This window comes from Amycolatopsis cihanbeyliensis (assembly GCF_006715045.1).
Lineage (GTDB): Bacteria > Actinomycetota > Actinomycetes > Mycobacteriales > Pseudonocardiaceae > Amycolatopsis > Amycolatopsis cihanbeyliensis.
In genome coordinates this window covers 2,220,009-2,238,358 of the sequence record NZ_VFML01000001.1, presented here as the reverse complement: position 1 = coordinate 2,238,358, position 18,350 = coordinate 2,220,009, and the positions used below count along the sequence as shown (strand labels likewise).

20 protein-coding genes and 1 pseudogene are annotated in these 18,350 nt (G+C 69.4%); 9 read left to right on the top strand and 12 right to left on the bottom strand.

Going from position 1 to position 18,350, the window contains the following annotated elements:
• The first annotated feature begins 111 nt into the window (after positions 1 to 111).
• Complete coding sequence (locus FB471_RS09785; RefSeq protein ID WP_211358003.1) at positions 112 to 1,737, top strand: alpha/beta fold hydrolase; 1,626 nt, start codon at positions 112 to 114, stop codon at positions 1,735 to 1,737.
• Between the two features lie 99 nt (positions 1,738 to 1,836).
• Here the strand turns inward: FB471_RS09785 and FB471_RS09780 are convergent, their stop codons facing one another.
• Complete coding sequence (locus FB471_RS09780; protein ID WP_246076325.1) at positions 1,837 to 2,550, bottom strand: HAD family hydrolase; 714 nt, start codon at positions 2,548 to 2,550, stop codon at positions 1,837 to 1,839.
• A gap of 119 nt (positions 2,551 to 2,669) precedes the next feature.
• On the opposite strand from FB471_RS09780, the gene FB471_RS09775 reads away from it, so the two are divergent.
• Positions 2,670 to 3,695: a YhgE/Pip domain-containing protein gene (locus tag FB471_RS09775; protein ID WP_141997080.1), complete on the top strand. Its 1,026-nt coding sequence runs from the start codon at positions 2,670 to 2,672 to the stop codon at positions 3,693 to 3,695.
• Here FB471_RS09775 and FB471_RS09770 read toward each other — a convergent pair.
• Together FB471_RS09770 and FB471_RS09765 are read right to left on the bottom strand one after the other, a co-directional pair.
• The gene (locus FB471_RS09770) at positions 3,633 to 4,043 is read right to left on the bottom strand and encodes a secondary thiamine-phosphate synthase enzyme YjbQ (RefSeq protein ID WP_141997078.1); all 411 of its coding nucleotides are present in this window, start codon (positions 4,041 to 4,043) and stop codon (positions 3,633 to 3,635) included. The genes FB471_RS09775 and FB471_RS09770 overlap by 63 nt on opposite strands.
• 27 nt (positions 4,044 to 4,070) lie before the next feature.
• Positions 4,071 to 4,943, bottom strand: coding sequence for a CPBP family intramembrane glutamic endopeptidase (locus FB471_RS09765; protein WP_246076324.1), 873 nt, complete (start codon positions 4,941 to 4,943; stop codon positions 4,071 to 4,073).
• Positions 4,944 to 4,990: 47 nt separating this feature from the next.
• On the opposite strand from FB471_RS09765, the gene FB471_RS09760 reads away from it, so the two are divergent.
• Positions 4,991 to 5,689 (top strand): TetR/AcrR family transcriptional regulator, encoded by a 699-nt coding sequence (locus tag FB471_RS09760; protein ID WP_141997076.1) that lies wholly within the window; start codon positions 4,991 to 4,993, stop codon positions 5,687 to 5,689.
• Here FB471_RS09760 and FB471_RS09755 read toward each other — a convergent pair.
• Positions 5,621 to 6,295 carry a winged helix-turn-helix transcriptional regulator gene (locus FB471_RS09755; RefSeq protein ID WP_141997074.1) on the bottom strand — a complete coding sequence of 225 codons (675 nt, stop codon included), beginning with the start codon at positions 6,293 to 6,295 and terminating at the stop codon, positions 5,621 to 5,623. The genes FB471_RS09760 and FB471_RS09755 overlap by 69 nt on opposite strands.
• Before the next feature lie 24 nt (positions 6,296 to 6,319).
• On the opposite strand from FB471_RS09755, the gene FB471_RS09750 reads away from it, so the two are divergent.
• Positions 6,320 to 6,766, top strand: coding sequence for a DUF1761 domain-containing protein (locus tag FB471_RS09750; protein ID WP_211358002.1), 447 nt, complete (start codon positions 6,320 to 6,322; stop codon positions 6,764 to 6,766).
• Between the two features lie 19 nt (positions 6,767 to 6,785).
• Here the strand turns inward: FB471_RS09750 and FB471_RS09745 are convergent, their stop codons facing one another.
• The 7 genes from FB471_RS09745 to FB471_RS09715 form a co-directional block, all read right to left on the bottom strand.
• Positions 6,786 to 7,346, bottom strand: coding sequence for a hypothetical protein (locus FB471_RS09745; RefSeq protein ID WP_141997072.1), 561 nt, complete (start codon positions 7,344 to 7,346; stop codon positions 6,786 to 6,788).
• Positions 7,347 to 7,366: 20 nt separating this feature from the next.
• Complete coding sequence (locus FB471_RS09740; protein ID WP_141997070.1) at positions 7,367 to 8,011, bottom strand: response regulator transcription factor; 645 nt, start codon at positions 8,009 to 8,011, stop codon at positions 7,367 to 7,369.
• 9 nt (positions 8,012 to 8,020) lie between these two features.
• Positions 8,021 to 9,304 carry a sensor histidine kinase gene (locus FB471_RS09735; protein WP_141997068.1) on the bottom strand — a complete coding sequence of 428 codons (1,284 nt, stop codon included), beginning with the start codon at positions 9,302 to 9,304 and terminating at the stop codon, positions 8,021 to 8,023.
• Positions 9,305 to 9,395: 91 nt separating this feature from the next.
• On the bottom strand, positions 9,396 to 11,420 hold the full coding sequence (locus FB471_RS09730) for an NADPH-dependent 2,4-dienoyl-CoA reductase (protein ID WP_141997066.1): 2,025 nt from the start codon (positions 11,418 to 11,420) through the stop codon (positions 9,396 to 9,398).
• 29 nt (positions 11,421 to 11,449) lie between these two features.
• Positions 11,450 to 11,677: a hypothetical protein gene (locus tag FB471_RS09725; protein WP_141997064.1), complete on the bottom strand. Its 228-nt coding sequence runs from the start codon at positions 11,675 to 11,677 to the stop codon at positions 11,450 to 11,452.
• 9 nt (positions 11,678 to 11,686) lie between these two features.
• The gene (locus tag FB471_RS09720) at positions 11,687 to 12,814 is read right to left on the bottom strand and encodes a fatty acid desaturase family protein (protein WP_141997062.1); all 1,128 of its coding nucleotides are present in this window, start codon (positions 12,812 to 12,814) and stop codon (positions 11,687 to 11,689) included.
• An 11-nt stretch (positions 12,815 to 12,825) separates the two neighbouring features.
• Complete coding sequence (locus tag FB471_RS09715) at positions 12,826 to 13,935, bottom strand: ferredoxin reductase (RefSeq protein ID WP_141997060.1); 1,110 nt, start codon at positions 13,933 to 13,935, stop codon at positions 12,826 to 12,828.
• Positions 13,936 to 14,061: 126 nt separating this feature from the next.
• Here FB471_RS09715 and FB471_RS09710 point away from each other — a divergent pair, with 126 nt between their 5' ends.
• The 5 genes from FB471_RS09710 (at position 14,062) to FB471_RS35910 (ending at position 18,196) form a co-directional block, all read left to right on the top strand.
• On the top strand, positions 14,062 to 14,694 hold the full coding sequence (locus tag FB471_RS09710) for a TetR family transcriptional regulator (protein WP_141997058.1): 633 nt from the start codon (positions 14,062 to 14,064) through the stop codon (positions 14,692 to 14,694).
• 73 nt (positions 14,695 to 14,767) lie between these two features.
• The gene (locus tag FB471_RS09705; protein ID WP_141997056.1) at positions 14,768 to 15,871 is read left to right on the top strand and encodes a Re/Si-specific NAD(P)(+) transhydrogenase subunit alpha; all 1,104 of its coding nucleotides are present in this window, start codon (positions 14,768 to 14,770) and stop codon (positions 15,869 to 15,871) included.
• On the top strand, positions 15,871 to 16,188 hold the full coding sequence (locus FB471_RS09700) for an NAD(P) transhydrogenase subunit alpha part 2 (protein ID WP_141997054.1): 318 nt from the start codon (positions 15,871 to 15,873) through the stop codon (positions 16,186 to 16,188). Before FB471_RS09705 ends, FB471_RS09700 begins: the two co-directional genes overlap by 1 nt.
• Positions 16,185 to 17,585, top strand: coding sequence for an NAD(P)(+) transhydrogenase (Re/Si-specific) subunit beta (locus tag FB471_RS09695; RefSeq protein ID WP_141997052.1), 1,401 nt, complete (start codon positions 16,185 to 16,187; stop codon positions 17,583 to 17,585). Before FB471_RS09700 ends, FB471_RS09695 begins: the two co-directional genes overlap by 4 nt.
• Positions 17,586 to 17,644: 59 nt before the next feature.
• Complete coding sequence (locus FB471_RS35910; protein ID WP_425457118.1) at positions 17,645 to 18,196, top strand: hypothetical protein; 552 nt, start codon at positions 17,645 to 17,647, stop codon at positions 18,194 to 18,196.
• A 32-nt stretch (positions 18,197 to 18,228) separates the two neighbouring features.
• Here FB471_RS35910 and FB471_RS35905 read toward each other — a convergent pair.
• Positions 18,229 to 18,342 (bottom strand): annotated as a pseudogene (locus FB471_RS35905) (Lsr2 dimerization domain-containing protein); the annotation flags it as partial.
• Positions 18,343 to 18,350 lie beyond the last annotated feature (8 nt).

The following is an 18,350-nucleotide window of genomic DNA, read 5'->3' as shown; positions in this document are numbered from 1 at the left end:
CTCCGTGTGGTTAGCGTTTCGCCCGCTCGATCTTGTCGACGTTGCACCTGAATGGAGAGTGATTCGGTGAACATCCGACGCGGGATGAAATGTCGCCGTGGGGTGGTGGCTGTGGCCGGCACGGCCGTCGCCATGGGGTTGGTGACGGCGCCCGCCGCGGAAGCCTCGCCCGCCGAGGCCTCCGCGCTGGCCCAGTACTACCAGCAGCAGATGTCCTGGGCGCCGTGCGAGCCGGGGACCCCTCCGCCCGGCATACCGCCGGAGGAGTGGGAGAAGCTGTGGCGCGGCATGGAGTGCGCCACCGTGACCGTGCCGATGGACTACCGCGAGCCGGACAACGGCCGGCTCAGTATCGCGGTGAGCCGCCGCGAGGCCACGGATCCGGCCAAGCGCCAGGGTGTGCTGCTGCTCAACCCCGGGGGGCCGGGTGGTTCGGGGATGCTGATGCCGAACAACCTGGCGGAGAACAACGAGGTCGCCGACAGCTTCGACCTGATCGGTTTCGACCCTCGCGGGGTGGGCAGGTCCACCCGGCTCCAGTGCGAGGCCGGTCAATGGCTGGAACGTCAGACCCGGCCCACGGACGACCGGTTCCCCGCGATCGCGGCTGCCGCGCTGGACCGGGAGCGTGCCTGCCAGCGGGCGGGAGGTGGTCTGCGCCCCCACATCTCCACGGCGAACACCGCGCGGGACATGGACGTGATCCGGGCCGCGCTCGGCGAGAAGAAGATCAACTATCTGGGCTTCTCCTACGGTACCTATCTCGGCGCCGTGTACGGCAGCTTGTTCCCTGGCGGGCTCAACCGGAGCGTGCTCGACTCGTCGATGCACCCGGACTGGCTCTACTACGAGCAGTCCAAACAGCAGGCCGTCGCGGCCAGGGAGAACTTCGACGCCTGGGCCGCCTGGGTGGGCGAGCGGAACGACACCTACCACCTCGGTGACTCGGCCCAGCAGGTGCGGGCCAACCTCGAAACACTGCGCGAGCGGCTGGCAGCCGAGCCGGTGCCCTGGCCGGAGCAACCCGACTACGTGCAGATCGACGGCACCCTCTTCGACATGATGCTGGGCTACGAGACCCCGTACCGCGCCGGCTGGGCACTGTTCGCCGAGCTCGTCATCAAGATCAAGAACGCGGTCGGCGGTGAGCTGCCTGCCGACGCGGGGAAGGCCCTCGCCACGTTCGCCGACTACGCGATCCCGGAAACGCACAGCGGCGTCTTCCCCACGGTGACCTGTGAGGCCGACTGGTCCGCGGACCTCAACACCTACTTCGACCAGATGCGGGTGTTCCGCGAGCGGTACCCGTACGGTCCCGGTGCCTCCGCGGCGGAACCGACCGAATGCACGTTCCGCTCGTTCACCCCGCCCGAGCCGATCACCGACCTGAAGCGCGACGGCTACCCGGTCGGCGTCGTGGTGCAGGCCGAGTTCGACCCCTCCACGCAGTACGACGGCGGCCCCGCGATGGCGAGCAGGCTCGAGAACAACCTGATCTCGGTCGCGGACGAGGGCGCGCACGGCCTCTACGGGCGCAACGACTGCGCCACCAGGAAGATCGACGACTACCTCATCAACGGCGTACTGCCCGGGTCACACATCGTCTGTGCCGGTACGTCGCCGCCGGACGTCCCGGTTGACGGCAGTGCGACCCGGTCGGCTCCCCGACCCACCTCCTCGCTGGAGGAACGCGCCGCCGACCTGATCGAGACCAGCAAGCTCGACCGGACGTTCTGACGCCGCACGACCCCGCCCCGGCGCCCTGTTCCAGTGCGCCGGGGCGGGGCCGGCTCGGCGATGGCCGGGTGGTCGCCATCGCGGCGGCACCAGGTGGGCTTAGGTGGGCTGACGCGTCACCGCGGCGAGTACGGCCGCGGTATCGCCGAGGTCGGCGAACACGGCGTGCGCGCCGGCGTCCCACAGCTCCCGCTCGCTGTTGCGGCCGGTGGCGACGCCGATCCCGGTCGCGCCGTGCCGCAGCGCCGCGTCGATGTCGTGCGGGGTGTCGCCGACGATCACCACCGACTCCGGCTCGAACGACCTGGCGTGCTTGGTCGAGGCACTGGCCACGGCGTGCGCCACCAGCTCCGGCCTGCTCGCCGAGAGGTAGCCGTAGCCGCCGATGTCGAACTCGATGTGCTCGTGCAGGTCGAACGCGGACAGCTTGTGCCGGGCGATCTCCGGCAGATTGCCGGTGACCAGGCTCTGCACGATCGTGCCCTGAGCGGCCATTGTGGACAGCGCGGCCGCGGCGCCGGGCAGCGCGTGCCCGTGCTCGGCAAGGGTGGGATACGCCTCGGTCGAGATCGCCACCAGCTTGCCCCAGACCTGCTGGAGCACCTCGTCGGTCACCTCGATGCGGTGCCGGGTGAGCAGTTCGGTGGTGATCGCCCGCTCGGTCCTGCCGGGGAAGGAGGGCATCTCCCGTAGCGTCACGCCGACCACGTCGGACAGTGCCTGGGTGTACCACTGGCCGCCCAGCCCACGCAGGTCGACGAGGGTCAGGTCGATGTCCCACAGCACCAGCCGGTGCTCGTTAGCCACATTCACGCCGCCGACCGTACCGGTATTGGTCCATACCGCTCACTATTCAACGCTCGTTGACTTCTGCTCGCGCCAGGGAGTAGCCTACCCGCAGAATTCAACGTATGATGAAATAGGAGTCCGTCATGTCGACGTCGAACACGCGGCGGTCGTGGACGCTGGTCGCGCTGACCTCCGTGGTCGGGGCGGGCGTCGCGGTGGTACTGGGTTTTCTCACCTTCGGCGCGCAGGCCACGGCGAGTCCGGACCGGGTGCCGGTGGCCGTCACCGCACCACCGCCCCTGTCCCCGGTCGCCGAGCAGGTGGCCGGCCAGGGCGGTGACCGGCTGGACTGGCGGGTCGGCGCGCCCGCGGAGGGCCGGGAGTCACTGGCGGACAAGGAGGTCTACGGCGTCCTCGAGCTGTCGCCGGGGCCGGGAGGACCCGCGGCGACGGTGGTCGTCTCCGGTGCGGTCAATCCCTCCGGCACACAGCTCGCGCGGCAGGCGCTGAGTGGCGTGGCGCAGGGGATGACCGGCGCCCCGGCGCGGGTCGAGACGGTGCATCCGGCAGGCCAGGCCGGGCGGGTCGCTCCGCTGGCGATCAGCGCGCTGACCTGGGTAGGTTGCCTGGTCGCCTGCGCGGCGCTGACCGTACTGGCCGGCCGTGGCGGCATCCGACCCGGCGCCGGGGCGCGGTTGGCGCAATGGCTGGGCACCGGGGTGCTGGTGACCGCCGTATCGGCCGGATTCCTGCGGCTGTGGGACTCCGCGTTGCCGCTGGGCTGGGATGTGCTGGGTTTCCTGCTCCTGGCCGCGACCGGCTTCGCGGCGGTGCAACTGGGCTTGCTGCGGCTGCTCGGGCTGCGCGCGATGGCCGTGCTCGGACCGCTGTACCTGGTCGCGCCCGCGGTCGCCGGCCAGGTGCCGGAGTTGCTGAACCCGGCCTACCGCGCCTTGCTGTGGTCCTGGACACCCTTCCGGTTCTCCACCGAGGGGCTGCGCAGCCTGCTCATGGGCACACCGGGCGCGCCGGATGTGGGCACCGGGGTCTGGGTCCTCGGTGGCATGCTGGTGGCCGGGTTGGTGGTGCTGCTGTGGCCGGGAGGCTCAGCCCGCGAGCAGGCTGAACCGCACGCGCCGGACCGGGTTGTCCAGGTTGGTGTCCACTAGGCAGATCGACTGCCAGGTGCCCAGCGTGAGCACCCCGCCGAGCACCGGCACGGTCGCGTACGGCGGTACCAGCGCGGGCAGCACATGGTCCCTTCCGTGGCCCCGGCTGCCGTGCTGGTGCCGCCAGCGGTCGTCCCTCGGCAAGAGGTCGTCCAGCGCGGTGAGCAGGTCCTCGTCGCTGCCCGCGCCGGTCTCCAGGATCGCCAGCCCGGCCGTGGCATGCGGTACCCACACGTGCAGCAGGCCGTCCTCGACCGCGCTCTCGCCGAGGAATCGCTCGGCCTGCCTTGTCAGGTCGTGCACCACGGCGCTGCCACCGGTGCGTACCTCGATCTCGGTGGAGTACATGTCCCCACCGTAACCAGTGGTGCCTGGTCACAGCAGGGACAGCAGGACAGGCAGGGCGTTGACGGCACCGTGGACGGTGACGATCGGCCACATCAGGCGGTACCGGCTCCAGAGATAGCCGAGAAACAGCCCGAGGACACCCTGGTTGACGAAGGTCGACGCCAGATCAACGGGCAGGTCACCGGTGCCCTGAACGCCGACGTGCCAGCAGGCCCAGAGCAGGGAGGCGAGCACGATCGCAGGCCACCGGCCGAGTACGGCCTCCCACCTGGATTGCAGCCAGCGGCGGTAGAAGACCTCCTCGAGCAGACTGTTGGCGAGGAAACCGGCGATGAGCGCGAGGATAAGCGTCGTCGGGGCGACGGTCGTCGCGAGTTCGCTGGGCGGCATGGCCCACGGGCTCGCGTAGCTGAGAACGATCCATGCGGCCACGGGTATCGCGGGTGCCCAGCGCCGCCATATGTTCGGTTCCGCAGCTGCCGGGCGCCAGGCGGTTCCCCTGCGCCGCAGGATCCAGAACATCGTCGCGGGAACGCCGAGCAGCAGTAACGCCTTCAGTATGGTGTGGGCAGGCTCGCCGCCACCGGCCAGCCGCAGCGTCACCGCGAAGAGTGCGGCCGACGCCAGCAGGACACCCGCTTCCAGCCGGGGTCGACTCTCGGTCCACCCAGTCCCTGCGGCGGGCAACGGCACCAGGCGTACCAGCGCGACCCCGACGAGCGCGGGAATCCAGCGAAACCACATCGGGATGGTCCTGTCGTGATCCGCCGAGTACCGGACACCGGTGTCACCGGTCAGCGCGAACCATGCTGCCGATCCGGCGATCAGCAACAGTCCGAGGACGAGCACGACCATCCCCGCGGTACGGGTGTGTGCCACCGACAGGATCTTATTTCGCACGCTTGTACTGTACAGGGATACCGTACAAGTGTGCTATAACGTGGGCTATGCCGAAGCTCGTCGACCACGACCAGCGGCGCGCCGAGCTCGCCCGCGTGGTCTGGGAGGTCATCAGCCGGGACGGCATCGAGGGGGCGACCGTTCGCAAGATCGCCGAGCGGGCGGGCGTGTCGGTCGGCGGGCTGCGGCACTACTTCGACAGCCAGCGCGGGCTGCTCCTCTTCGCCGCGAAGGCGATGATCGACAAGGTCACCGGCCGCATCGCCGAGCATCTCCGCGGCGACCTGCCCGGCCGTGATCGTGCCCGGCTGATCCTCGAGGAGCTGCTGCCACTGGACGCGGACCGGCGGGTGGACGTGGATGTGTGGCTGGCCTGCCTGATGCGCTCGCGCTCCGACGAGTCACTGGCCGAACTGCGCGCGCTGGGGCTGCCCGGCGAGCGGCATATCTGCCGGCTCGCGGTGGCGTACCTCTGTGCGCAGCCGTCCCCGGAGCACATCGGGGACCAGTTGCCGGACGCTCGGCTCGAACGGCAGGTCGTGCGCCTGCACACGTTCGTCGACGGGCTGGCCCTGCAGGTGGCGATGTACCCGCAGGAGTTCCCGGTCGGGGAGGTCCGGCGGCTGCTGGACGAGGAACTGGCCACACTTCTTTTCGACGGCCCTTCTCCGTGGTCGTCAGTCGCCGATGGCAGGCGGAGTCGCATTCGCACGAACAGGGGCGAATGCGGATCGGAGGACGTTTGAGTCGCCCTGGAACTCGCCCGCGGCGACGGCCTGCTCGACGCTGATCGCTCCAGTGGCTAGAGCGACGACCACGTCGGGAGCGGCAGTGAATACCGAGGTCGGAACCCGATCGGGTACGAATGCGCTCGGGCCGTCTTCGTCGACCGCCAGGGTCATGAGGCAGCCGTCCGTCTCGATACCGAGCTCGATGGGAGGCGAGGCGGTCGCGCCTCGGAGCAGGGCGGGCAGCGCGACGGCCAGCCAGCGCGGCTGGAACGAATCTTGGCCGCGTCCGGTCGCGAGCAGTGGTGCTCCCCAGCGGCCGAGCGCTTCCATGGGCTCCCGCAGCTCCGCTCCCCACGGGGTGAGGGCGTAGGCGACGCCCGCGTCTTCCAGACGGCGCTCGACGATCCCGTTCGCCTCCATGGTCCGCAGCCGCTCGGCAAGGAGGTTCGTCGCGATGCCCTGGAGCGAGGTCTTCAGCTCGGTGTACCGCATCGGGCCGGGGAGGAGTTCGCGCACGATGAGGAGGGTCCAGCGCTCACCCACGACGTCCAGGGAGCGCGCGAGGGCGCAGAACTGCCCGTAGGTCCTAGGGCTCTTCGACTGCAGGTTGACTTTATCCATCGTGGTTGATTATATCAACTGAGGTTGGACGTCGAGAAGAATGGGGCTCCCGTGGAGCTGAGCATCAGTTGGTTGGCCGTTGTGGTCGCGATCGTGGTCGGGATGGCGATCGCGTGGGTCTGGTACAGCGATTGGGGCCTGGTCGGCGGCACCTGGCGGAAGCTGACCGGGGTGACCAAGGAGGACTCTGTGCGAGGCGGCAAGGGTCCGTTCGTGGTCCTGGCGGCGTCGATCCTCGTCACCGCACTGGCTCTCGCGGCCGCCAGTTGCATCGCGTCCGGTTTCTTCGGCGCCGACTCCCTCTGGGTCGCCCTGGCGGTTGGACTCGTGGCATGGCTCGGCTTCTCGCTGTCGACCCTGGCGCAGCACAACGGTTTCGAGCAGAAGCCTTGGCGGCTCACTGTGATCAACAGTGCCTATCAGCTCGTGCTGTTCCTGGGCATGGCGGTCCCGATCGGGTTGCTCCAGTAGCGGCGCCCGATCGCGCACGCTAGGTGACCAGCGTCTCCGCGAGCGCCAGTGTGTCCTGGGCGGAGAGCGGGAACTCGGCCAGCGGCAGGCCGCCTTGGCAGAAGCGGGACCCGTCCGTGGACTGCCGGATGGTGAGGTCCAGCAGCATGGCGTCGTCGGAGTCCCGGTACACGCTCAACATGATGCTGCGATCGGCAGGCGCCCCGTGCCCGGAGCGGTTGATCAGCACCGCGGTGCTGCCCGCGAACTCGTGCGTGGAGCAGGGATCCATCCAGTAGGCGCACTCGGCCTCCGCCCTGGTGACCACCGGGTGGTCCACCCGCACGGACACGGTTCCGCTGCCACCCGCACCATCGGTCAACCGGGCGGCCACCCGATGGGTGCTGGAGTCGAGACCCTCGTCGAGGGCCCCGGAGGTCTCGGCGAGCCGGGACCCGGACAGCAGCGGATCCAGGCGGTCGCGCAGGACGGGCTCGATCTGCCCCGGCAGCACCCTCGGTGGCCGGGTTCCATCCCCGGCCGAGCACCCGGTCGCGAGCAGTGCCAGCATCCCGAGCAGCGGCAGCATCGACCGGCGCATCCGTCCCCCTGACCCTCGCCTCAGGAGTCAAGGTAGCGCAGCACCGCGAGCACCCTGCGGTTGTCGGCGTCCGAGGGTGGCAACCCGAGCTTGCCGAACAGGCTGGTCACGTACTTCTCCACCGAGCCGGGGGAGAGGTACAGCATGCCGGCGATCGCGGTGTTCGACCGGCCCTCGGCCATCAGCGCCAGCACCTCGCGCTCGCGGGCGGTCAGCTCGGCGAGCGCGTCCACCCGCCGGGTCGACCCGAGTAGCTGGCTGACCACCTCGGGATCCAGCACGGTCTCGCCCGCCGCCACCCTGCGCAGCGCGTCCAGGAAGTCGGAGACCTCCGCCACCCGGTCCTTCAGCAGGTAGCCGACGCCGCCGTTGCGGTCGGCGAGCAACTCGGCGGCGTAGGTCGTCTCGATGTACTGGGAGAACAGCAGTATCGCGGTCCCGGGGTGGTCCGCGCGCAGCGCGATGGCGGCCCGCAACCCCTCGTCCGTGTGTGTCGGCGGCATTCGGATATCCACAATGGACACATCCGGCCGGTGCTCATCGACCGCGACGCGCAGCCGGTCGCCGTCGCGCACCGCGGCGACCACCTCGTGCCCGCGCAGGGTCAGCAACTCGACCAGTCCCTCGCGTAGTATCGCGGAGTCCTCCGCCACCACAACCCGCATGCCTGCCTCTTATCTCCCTGCCGGCAACTCGACCCGGACCACCGTCGGCCCACCCCGTGGGCTGAGCACCGTCAACCACCCGTCCACCGTCCCGGCCCGCTCGCGCAGGCCGGCCAGCCCGCCACCCCGGCGCACGGACGCACCGCCCTCGCCGTAGTCGGTGACCTCGAGCAGCAGGGTATCGCCGTTCGGCCCTACCTCGATGTCCACGGTGGATGCGCCGGAATGCTTGGTGGCGTTGGCCAGCAACTCGGCCGCGCTGAAGTAGAGGATGGTCTCGAGGGCGGGGGAGGGACGCTCCGGCAACGCGACGTCCACGCGCACCGTGAGTGCACTGTGCGCGGCCAGCGTGGACAGCGCGACCCGCAGCCCGGCTTCCAACCCGGCCGGCCGGATCCCGCGGGCGAGGTCACGCAGTTCGGACAGCGCCTGCTTCGCGCCGCCGTGTGCCGCGGACACCAGCTCGCGTACCTGCTCGAGGTCCACCGGCTCGGCTGCCAGCTCGTCCTTGGCCACCCCCAGTTTCATCGCCAGTGCCGCCAGCCGCGCCTGGGCGCCGTCGTGCAGGTCCCGCTCGATCCGGCGCAGCGTGTCCGTGGCGTCCTCCACCGCGCTCGCCCGGCTCCGCTCCAGATCGCGAATGCGTTCGGACAGCGTGACCGGGCCGAGCAACCCGCGCACCAGCAGCCGGTCCACCCCGGTCAGCCCGTGCAGCAGCCAGGGCACCACCAGCAGCACCAGTGCCCCGAGCGCGCCGTACGCCAGCGAGAGGCCCCAGGACTCGGTGTGGATGTCGTAGACCGGCATCAGCTCCCCGTCCAGCGGGAACCACCAGATCGGGTAGGTGAACGCCGCGAACCCGAACACCAGCACACTCGCCAGCAGCACCAGCTCGATCACCGCGAGCGGCAGCCGGAGCAGCAGGTACGCCACCGCCCGCCAGCTCGCGGGCTCCGCCAGCCGTGCCCTGATCCAGTTGCCCAGCCCCGGCTCCATCGGGCGCAGCGGCGGGGCCGGAACACGCAGCCCGAGCAGTGGCCCCGCCAACACGCGATGCATCCCGCCGAAGCGGCGCGCCAGGTACAGCGCGCCCGGCGCCAGCAGCAGGCCCAGGAACGCGAGGGTGAGTGCGAAGCCGGCCACCAGTCCCACCAGCACGAGCAGCAGGCAGAGCGTGGCCAGCGGCACCCCGATGGCCACCCAGCCCAGTTCGGCCCAGGCCCGGCGGCGCACCGGGGCCAGCAGGAACCGCCGCAGCAGCGTGCGGGCAGGTGGGAGATCGACCGTGCTCATCGGATGAAGCGTGCCCCCTCCCGCACCCCGGCGCCCATCCGGTTAGCCGGAAAGATGGTCGGGGCTGTTGAGGCTGTCGAGGCTGTCGGGGTTACAGCCTCGCCGCCAGCCTGGTGGCCTGGTCGATGGCGCGCTTGGCGTCCAGCTCCGCGGCCACATCGGCACCCCCGATCAGATGGGTGGACACCCCGGACTCGCGCAGCCCGTCCGCCAGCTCGCGCAGCGGCTCCTGCCCGGCGCAGACCACCACGTTGTCCACGGCGAGCACCCGCTCCGCGTCCTTGCCGATCGTCAGGTGCAGCCCCTCGTCGTCGATCCGCCGGTAGCCGACGCCGGTGAGCATCTCCACCCGCTTGCCCTTCAGCGTGCTGCGATGCACCCAGCCGGAGGTCTTGCCGAGGCCGGCGCCCATCTTGCTGTTCTTGCGTTGTAGCAGGTAGACCCGTCGTGGAGAGGGGGCGACCTGACGGCTCAGGCCATCGACCCCGGCCCTGGCCCGTGCGGGATCGCCGACGCCCCACTCGGTCCGCCACGCCCGCACGTCGAGCGCAGGGCTGTCGGTGTGGGTGAGGAACTCGCACACGTCGAACCCGATACCACCCGCGCCGATCACCGCGACGCTGCCGCCCACCTCCGCGCCACCGAGTACGTCCACATAGGACAGTACGCGCGGGTGGTCGATCCCCGGTATCCCGGGTACCCGCGGGCTGACCCCGGTGGCCAGCAAGACCTCGTCGTAACCCTCGCGCAGGTCCGCGGCGTGGGCGCGGGTGTTCAGCCGCAACCGCACCCCGAGCAGCTCCAGTTGCCGGGAGAAGTACCGGATGGTCTCGTGGAACTCCTCCTTGCCGGGAATCCGCTTGGCCAGGTTGAACTGCCCGCCGATCTCGGCCGCCGACTCGAACACGGTGACCCGGTGCCCGCGCCGCGCCAGCGTGGTGGCCGCGGCCAGCCCGGCGGGCCCCGCGCCGACCACCGCGATGCTGCGCGCCCGGGCCGCGGGGCCGAGCACCAGTTCGGTCTCGTGCGCTGCCCGCGGATTGACCAGGCAGGTCGCGGTCTTGTGCCGGAACACGTGGTCCAGGCAGGCCTGGTTGCAGGCGATGCAGGTGTTGATCTCCCCGGCACGGTCCTGCTCGCTCTTGACCACCCAGTCCGGGTCCGCGAGCAGCGGCCGGGCCATCGACACCAGGTCCGCCTCGCCGCGCTCCAGTACTCCCTCGGCGACGTCCGGCATGTTGATCCGGTTCGAGGCGATGACCGGGATGTCCAGGTGTGGTCGCAGCCTGCCGGTCAGGTCGGTGAACCCCGCTCTCGGTACCGAGGTGACGATGGTCGGCACCCGCGCCTCGTGCCAGCCGATCCCACTGTTGATCAGCGTGGCACCGGCCTGCTGCACGGCCAGGGCCAACTCCACCACCTCGTCCCAGCTCTGCCCACCCGGCACCAGGTCGAGCAGGGAAAGCCGGTAGCAGATGACGAAGTCCGGCCCGACCGCCGCGCGCATCCGGCGGACTATCTCCACCGGCAGCCGCATCCTGGCCTGCCAGGAGCCGCCCCACTCGTCCCGGCGCCGGTTGGTCCGTTCGGCGAGGAACTGGTTGATGAGGTATCCCTCGGAGCCCATCACCTCCACGCCGTCGTAGCCCGCCTCGCGGGCCAGCACCGCGCAGCGGACGAAGGCGTCGATGGTCCTGTGCACACCGCGGCCGCTCAGCGCCCGCGGCCGGAACGGTGTGATCGGCGACTTCACCGCGGAGGCCGACACGCTCAGCGGGTGGTAGGCGTACCGGCCCGCGTGCAGGATCTGCAGCGCGATCCTGCCGCCCTCGGCGTGCACCGCCGAGGTGATCCCGCGGTGCGCGCCGGCCTGGGCGCGCGTGGTGAGCGAGGCCGCGAAGGGCAGCAGCCAGCCCTCCCGGTTCGGCGCGTAGCCGCCGGTGATCGCCAGGCCGACGCCGCCGCGGGCGCGTTCGGCGAAGTAGGCGGCGAGCCGGTCGACGTCCTTGGCACGGTCCTCGAGCCCGGTGTGCATGGACCCCATCACCACCCGGTTGCGCAGGGTGGTGTAGCCGAGGTCAAGCGGCTCCAGCAGCTTCGGGTAAGCGCTCGTCACCGGGCCAGGATAACCTACTTGTGAGTAGGTTAGTCCTCGTCCTCGTCCTCGTCCTCGTCCCGGGCCTGGTACTGGTCGGCCTCGGCGCGCCGCGCGGCCTCCCGCATCTCGATCAGGTCGGTGAGCCAGTCACCGGTCTCCCGCGCGACATCGCGGACCGCGCCGGTGACGATGGTCGCGATGTTGCCGAGATGCGTCGCCGCCGACTCGGTGAGCTCCTGCACCGTGTCCTTACCGGTCTCGAACCGACCTACCATGATCCGTCCCTACGCCGCCGTGAGTTCCCGTTCCCGCCTCACGGTAGCGGGCTCCGGCGCAGGGCTCGGCTCGGTGCGGCCACCCGGAAGGGCGAGTTTGACGATCTTCTTCGCCACCGAGGCGAGCTGCTTGCGCAGCGGGCCGGTGTGGTACGGCAGGCCGTACTTCTCGCAGATCGCCCTGACCTCACCGGCGATCCCCGGGTAGCGGCGGGCCGGGATGTCCGGGAACAGGTGGTGCTCGATCTGGTGCGAGAGGTTGCCGGACAGGATGTGGAACAGCTTGCCGCCCTCGATGTTCGCCGAACCGAGGATCTGCCGCAGGTACCACTGGCCGCGGGTCTCGCTCTCGGTCTCCTCCTCGGTGAAGCTCTCCACATCGGCTGGGAAGTGCCCGCAGAAGATGATCGCGAACGCCCACAGGTTGCGGGTCAGGTTCGCGGTCGCGTTGCCGAGGAAGGTCAGCGGCGCCAGCGGCCCGGTCAGCAGCGGGAACAGCAGGTAGTCCTTGCCGAGTTGCCTGCCGGCCTTGCGCAGGATCCGCGCCCGCACGTCCTTGAGCTCGGAGACCTTGCGCTCGCCCTTGACGACCTTCTCCACCTCGAGGTCGTGCAGCATCACGCCCCACTGGAAGAAGATCGCGAGCAGGGTCGCGTACACCGGGTTGCCGAGGTAGTACGGGTGCCATTTCTGGCCCTCGTCCATCCGCAGGATGCCGTAACCGATGTCCCGGTCCTTGTCCAGCACGTTGGTGTAGGTGTGGTGCACGTAGTTGTGCGAGTGGCGCCAGTTCTCCGCCGGCGCCAGCGTGTCCCACTCGAACCGCTGCGAGCTCAGTTCCGGGATGCGGGTCCAGTCGTACTGGCCGTGCATCACGTTGTGCCCGATCTCCATGTTGTCCAGGATCTTGGACAGCGACAGCGCGCCGACCCCGGCGATCCAGGCCGGCGGGAAGAACCCGGCGAACAGCAGCCCACGGCCGACGACCTCGAGGGCGCGTTGTGTCCTGATCATGTTCTGGATGTAGTCGACATCCTCCTTGCCGAGGTCGGAGACGATCCGCTGGCGCAGCTCGTCCACCTCTCGGCCGAACTCCTCCACCTGCTCGGGTGTGAGGCGATCCTGCAGTCCGGTCATGGTGTGACTCCTTAGGTTTGGATCTCGACGTCCCCGACCGGGATCGAGATGCACAACTGGATTTCGACGTTGTCCTCGGCGGAGAGCTCGCCGGTGCGCGCGTTGCGCACGCAGCCGGAGGTCTTCAGCTTCGTGCAGGAGAAGCAGATCCCCATCCGGCAGCCGTGCTCGGGTCGCAGGCCGGCGTCCTCGGCCTGGTCCAGCAGCGGCTTGCCGGAGTTGGCGGTCTCCCTGCCGCTGCGCGCGAACCGAACCTGGCCCGTGGCCCCGCCATCGGCTGGCACCGGCGGCGGCGTGAACTCTTCGGTGTTCAGTTGTTCACTCAAACCATCGGCTTCGAACGTGGCGCGTACCGAGTCCATCAGCGGCAACGGGCCGCACAGGTAGGTCTGTGCCGTGTGGTACCAGGGCGCCACCCGGTGCAGGTGCGCCCGTTCGAAGAAGCCGTGCAGGTCGCCGCCGCCACTGTGGGTGTGGGCCAGCACCACCCGCAGGCCGGGGAGCCGCCGGGCGAGCTCGGCCAGTTCGGTGCGGTAGAGCACGTCCGCCGCGGTGTTCGCGTAGTGCAGGAACACGACCTCGCCGGGGTGTCCCTCGTCCACCAGCGTGCGCAGCATGGACAGCACCGGGGTGATCCCGCTGCCGCCGCTGACCAGCAGGATCTTCTCCGGGCGCCGCGCCGGCAGGGTGAACTCGCCGTCCGGCTGGGAGAGCCCGAGCACCATGCCCGGTGCGGCATGCCGGTGCAGGTGGCCCGAGACCAGCCCGTTCTCCTGCGCCTTCACGGTGAGCTCGAGCTGCCCGCCGTGTTCGGAGCAGGTCGGCGAGTAGCACCGGGTGCGCCGCACGCCGTCGATGTCCACCGACACCCGCACGTACTGCCCCGCGCTGAACCCGCGCCAGGCCCTGCTCGGCCGGACCGTGAGGGTCACGGTGTCCGGCGTCTGCCGCCGTACCCCGGTCACCACCCCGCGGATCTCCCTGCGCACCAACATCGGGTCGACGAGCTCGAGGTAGCGGTCCATCCCGTGCGGGGTCAGCAACGCCTCGGCGAGCGAGGCGAGCGACCGCGCTCTGCGGCGGGCGCCGCGGGGGACCAGCCGGGGAACCTGCACCGCCATCTTCCGCTCCGATTCAGTGAACGTATGTACACTGAACAGTTCAGTGCAGGGCGGGAACGGCTGTCAACTCGAGGGGGTGTGCGTGTGACGCGGAATACAGCCACCGGGGACCGTAGGGTTTCCGGTATGCCCACCGAGCCCGCGAGCAGGCAGGAGCGCAAGCAGCGCACCCGCCAGGCGCTGCTGAAGGCGGCATTCGAGCTGGTCGCCGACCGTGGGTTCGCCACCGTGAGCCTGCGTGAGGTGACCAAGCGGGCCGGCGTCGTGCCGACGGCGTTCTACCGGCACTTCGCGTCCCTCGACGAACTCGGGGTGGCGCTGGTCGAGGAGTCGATCCGCACCCTGCGCAGGATGATCCGGTCGGCCCGCCGCGATCCGCAGACCTACCAGGACATCATCCGCGCCTCGGTGCACACCCTGCACGAGCACGTGCGGGCACACGAGGCCCACTTCCGGTTCCTGATCAGGGAGCGCTACGGCGGCCCTGAGGTGGTCCGGCGCGCCGTCGGTACCGAGCTACGGCTGTTCGCCAGCGAGCTCGCGGTGGATCTGGCCCGGTTCGAGTACCTGCGCGAGTGGAGCACCGAGGACCTGCATCTGATAGCCGACCTGATCATCACCGCGATGCAGGCCAGTGTCGAGGAGCTGATCGAGGCCGTACCCAGGGACGAGGAAACCGACGAGCAGATCGTCCGGACGGCACAGAAACGCCTCCGCTTGATCGTTCTCGGGGTGCCGAATTGGAGGAGTTCGCCATAGGGTGGTGCCGCTCGGGGCAGTGCGCATGGTAGACCTACTGTGATCGAGAGTGCTCTCCCGTGGAGGTCTCGCAGTGGTGGAAACCCAGCCGCTCACCGTCGGCGTGGTGAAAGAGTCGAAGCCGGGCGAGACCCGGGTCGCACTGGTCCCGAAACTGGTCGAGCGGCTGGTCAGACGCGGCCTGTCGATCGTGGTCGAGCCTGGTGCCGGCGCGGCGGCCGCGTTGCCGGACGAGCTGTTCGAGCAAGCGGGGGCGCGGATCGGGGACGCATGGGACGCCGATGCCGTGCTCAAGGTCGCGCCACCGACATCGGCGGAGGTCGGCAAGCTCGGTGCGGGCAAGATCCTGATCGGTTTCCTCTCCCCGCTGTCCAATGTGGATGGGTTGGGGGAGCTGGCGGATGCGGGGGTCACGGCCTTCGCCGTCGAGTCCATCCCGCGGATCTCCCGTGCGCAGGCCATGGACGCGCTGTCCTCGCAGAGCAGCGTGGCCGGCTACCGGGCGGTGCTACTCGCCGCCCAGCGCCTCCCGCGTTTCTTCCCGATGCTCACCACCGCGGCGGGCACCGTTCCGCCGGCCAAGGTGCTGGTGCTGGGCGCGGGCGTGGCGGGGCTGCAGGCACTGGCCACGGCCAAGCGGCTCGGCGCCCAGCCCACCGGCTACGACGTCCGCCCCGAGGTCGCCGAGCAGGTGCGCTCGGTGGGTGCGCAGTGGCTGGACCTCGGCATCGAGGCCGTCGGCGAGGGCGGGTACGCCCGCGAGCTGTCCGAGGAGGAACGCGCCGAGCAGCAGCGCAGGCTCACCGAGGCGACCACCGGGTTCGATGCCGTGATCACCACCGCGCTGGTCCCCGGGCGCAAGGCGCCCACACTGGTCACCGCCGAGGCGGTACGCGGGATGCGGCCGGGCAGCGTGATCGTGGACATGGCGGGCGAGGCGGGTGGCAACTGCGAGCTGACCGAGCCCGGCGAGGACATCGTGGCGGAGAACGTGACGATCTGCTCGCCGCTGAACCTGCCCGCGGAGATGCCCGCGCACGCCAGCGAGCTGTACGCCAGGAACCTCACCGAACTACTCGAACTCTTCGTGGACTCCGAGGGCAGGTTGTCGCTCGACTTCTCCGACGAGATCGTCGCTGGCGCGTGCGTCGCCGGTGGCGAGGAAAAGGCGGATTGATGCTGGTACAGAGCCTGGCGATCCTGGTGCTCGCCGGATTCGTCGGTTTCGTGGTGATCTCCAAGGTGCCGAACACCTTGCACACGCCACTGATGTCCGGGACCAACGCCATCCACGGCATCGTCCTGCTCGGCGCGTTGATCGTGCTCGGGCAGGGGGCCGAGGGAGTGCTGAACAAGGTGCTCCTGGTGGTCGCGATCGTGTTCGGGACCATCAACGTCGTCGGCGGGTTCCTGGTCACCGACCGGATGCTCGGCATGTTCAAGGAGAAGCCCGGCGCCAGGGCACAGCAGGGTACGAACGGGGAGCGCCGATGAGCTGGCTGCAGAGCGAGAGTTTCGTCGGCGTGCTCTACATCATCGCCTTCGCGATGTTCATCTACGGCTTGATGGGGATGACCGGCCCGCGGACCGCGGTGCGCGGCAACTGGATCGCCGCCGTCGGGATGGGTATCGCGATCGTGGCCACCCTGTTGATGCCGGGGATGAGCAACTGGCTGCTGATCGCGCTCGGCGTCCTGCTCGGCACCGTGATCGGCGTACCGGCGGCGCGCAAGGTGAAGATGACCGCGATGCCGCAGATGGTGGCGCTGTTCAACGGTGTCGGCGGTGGCACGGTGGCGATCATCGGCTGGGTGGAGTTCCGCACCACGGACGGCTACACGCACGAGCCCGTCCACGTGGCGATCGCCTCCCTGTTCGCGGTCATCGTCGGTTCGGTGTCGTTCTGGGGCTCCAACGTCGCCTTCGGCAAGTTGCAGGAGATTCTGCCGACCAAGCCGATCACCGTGGGACGGTTGCAGCAGCCGCTGAACGTGGTGGTGCTGCTCGCCGCCGTGGTGTGTTCCGTGGTGATCGCCGCGGGTGGCCAGTCCGAGTGGCTGATCATCGGGGTGCTGGTGGCCGCGGCCGCCTTCGGGGTGATGGTGGTGCTGCCGATCGGCGGCGCCGACATGCCCGTGGTGATTTCCCTGCTCAACGCGCTCACCGGACTCTCGGCCGCCGCCATGGGTCTCGCGCTGGACAACACGGCGCTGATCGTGGCGGGCATGATCGTGGGTGCCTCGGGTTCGATCCTGACCAACCTGATGGCCAAGGCGATGAACCGATCGATCCCGGCGATCGTCGGGGGCGGGTTCGGTGGTGGCGCCGCGGCCGCGAGCGACCGGCCCGACGTCGATCGGTCGGTGCGCAGCACGAGCGCGGCGGATACCGCGATCCAGCTCGCCTACGCCGGGAAGGTCGCGGTGGTGCCCGGGTACGGGATGGCCGTCGCGCAGGCGCAGCACGCGGTTCGCGAGATGGCCGAGATACTCGAGGGCAAGGGCATCGCGGTCTCCTACGCGATCCACCCGGTCGCGGGCCGGATGCCGGGGCACATGAACGTGTTGCTCGCCGAGGCCGATGTGCCCTACGCGCAGCTCAAGGAGATGGACGAGAGCAACTCGGAGTTCGGCCACACCGATGTCACGCTGGTGATCGGTGCCAACGATGTGACCAATCCCGCAGCCGAGACCGACCCCTCCTCACCCATCTACGGGATGCCGATCCTCAAGGTGAACTCCAGCCGCTCGGTGATCGTACTGAAACGATCGATGGGATCCGGTTTCGCCGGTATCGATAACGACCTTTTCTTCGATCCCAAGACGAGCATGCTGTTCGGCGACGCGAAATCCTCGATCGGCGGGATCGTCGAGGAACTGAAAGCCCTGTAGAACGGCCAACTCGCCTACATGGATAGCAAACTCGCCTACCCAGACGGCAAACTCGGCGCTTGACCGAGTTTGCCGCTCACGTAGGCGAGTTTGCCGTTCCGGTAGGCGAGTTGGCCGTTCGCATGCGTCAGTCGGGGGCGGAGAACAGGACCGGGGGGACCTTGCTGGTCGCCCTCGGGGTCGTCTTCGCTTTCGACGCGGCCTTGGTGGCCGTCTTCGAACCGGACTTCGAAGCGGGGGTGGCCTGTTTCGAAGTCGACTTCCGTGTCGCGCTCGTCTTCCCGGTGCTTTGCTTGGGCTCGGCCTTGGCCGACTTCGAAGCGGCCGGCTTCCTGGCGGTCGTCCTGGTCGACGCTGTCTTGGTCGATGACGCTTTCGCCGCGGTCTTCGACCCGCTTCCGGACTTCGTCGCGGCCGGTTTCTTGGTGCGGGATTTCGCGCTTTCTTTGGTGGTTTTCGCTGTAGTGGCCGCTGCTTTCTTCGCCGGTTCTTTCCTGGTCGTCGTCTTCTTGGCCGCGGCTTTCGGCGTGGCAGCCTTCGAGGTGGCAGCCTTCCGGTTCACCCGTCGCGTACTCTTTCTCCCGCCGGTGCGACGCCCGCGCGTAACATAGCGCTCGAGCATGTCGCGAAGGTCGGCGGCATTGTCCGCGGCCAGGTCTATTTCATAGTCGATCCCGTCCAGGGCGAACCGCACCGATTCGGCGGCAGGCTCGCCGGTGAGATCGTCCAGCACATGGACCGCCGTGTTCTGGGCCATGAAGACCT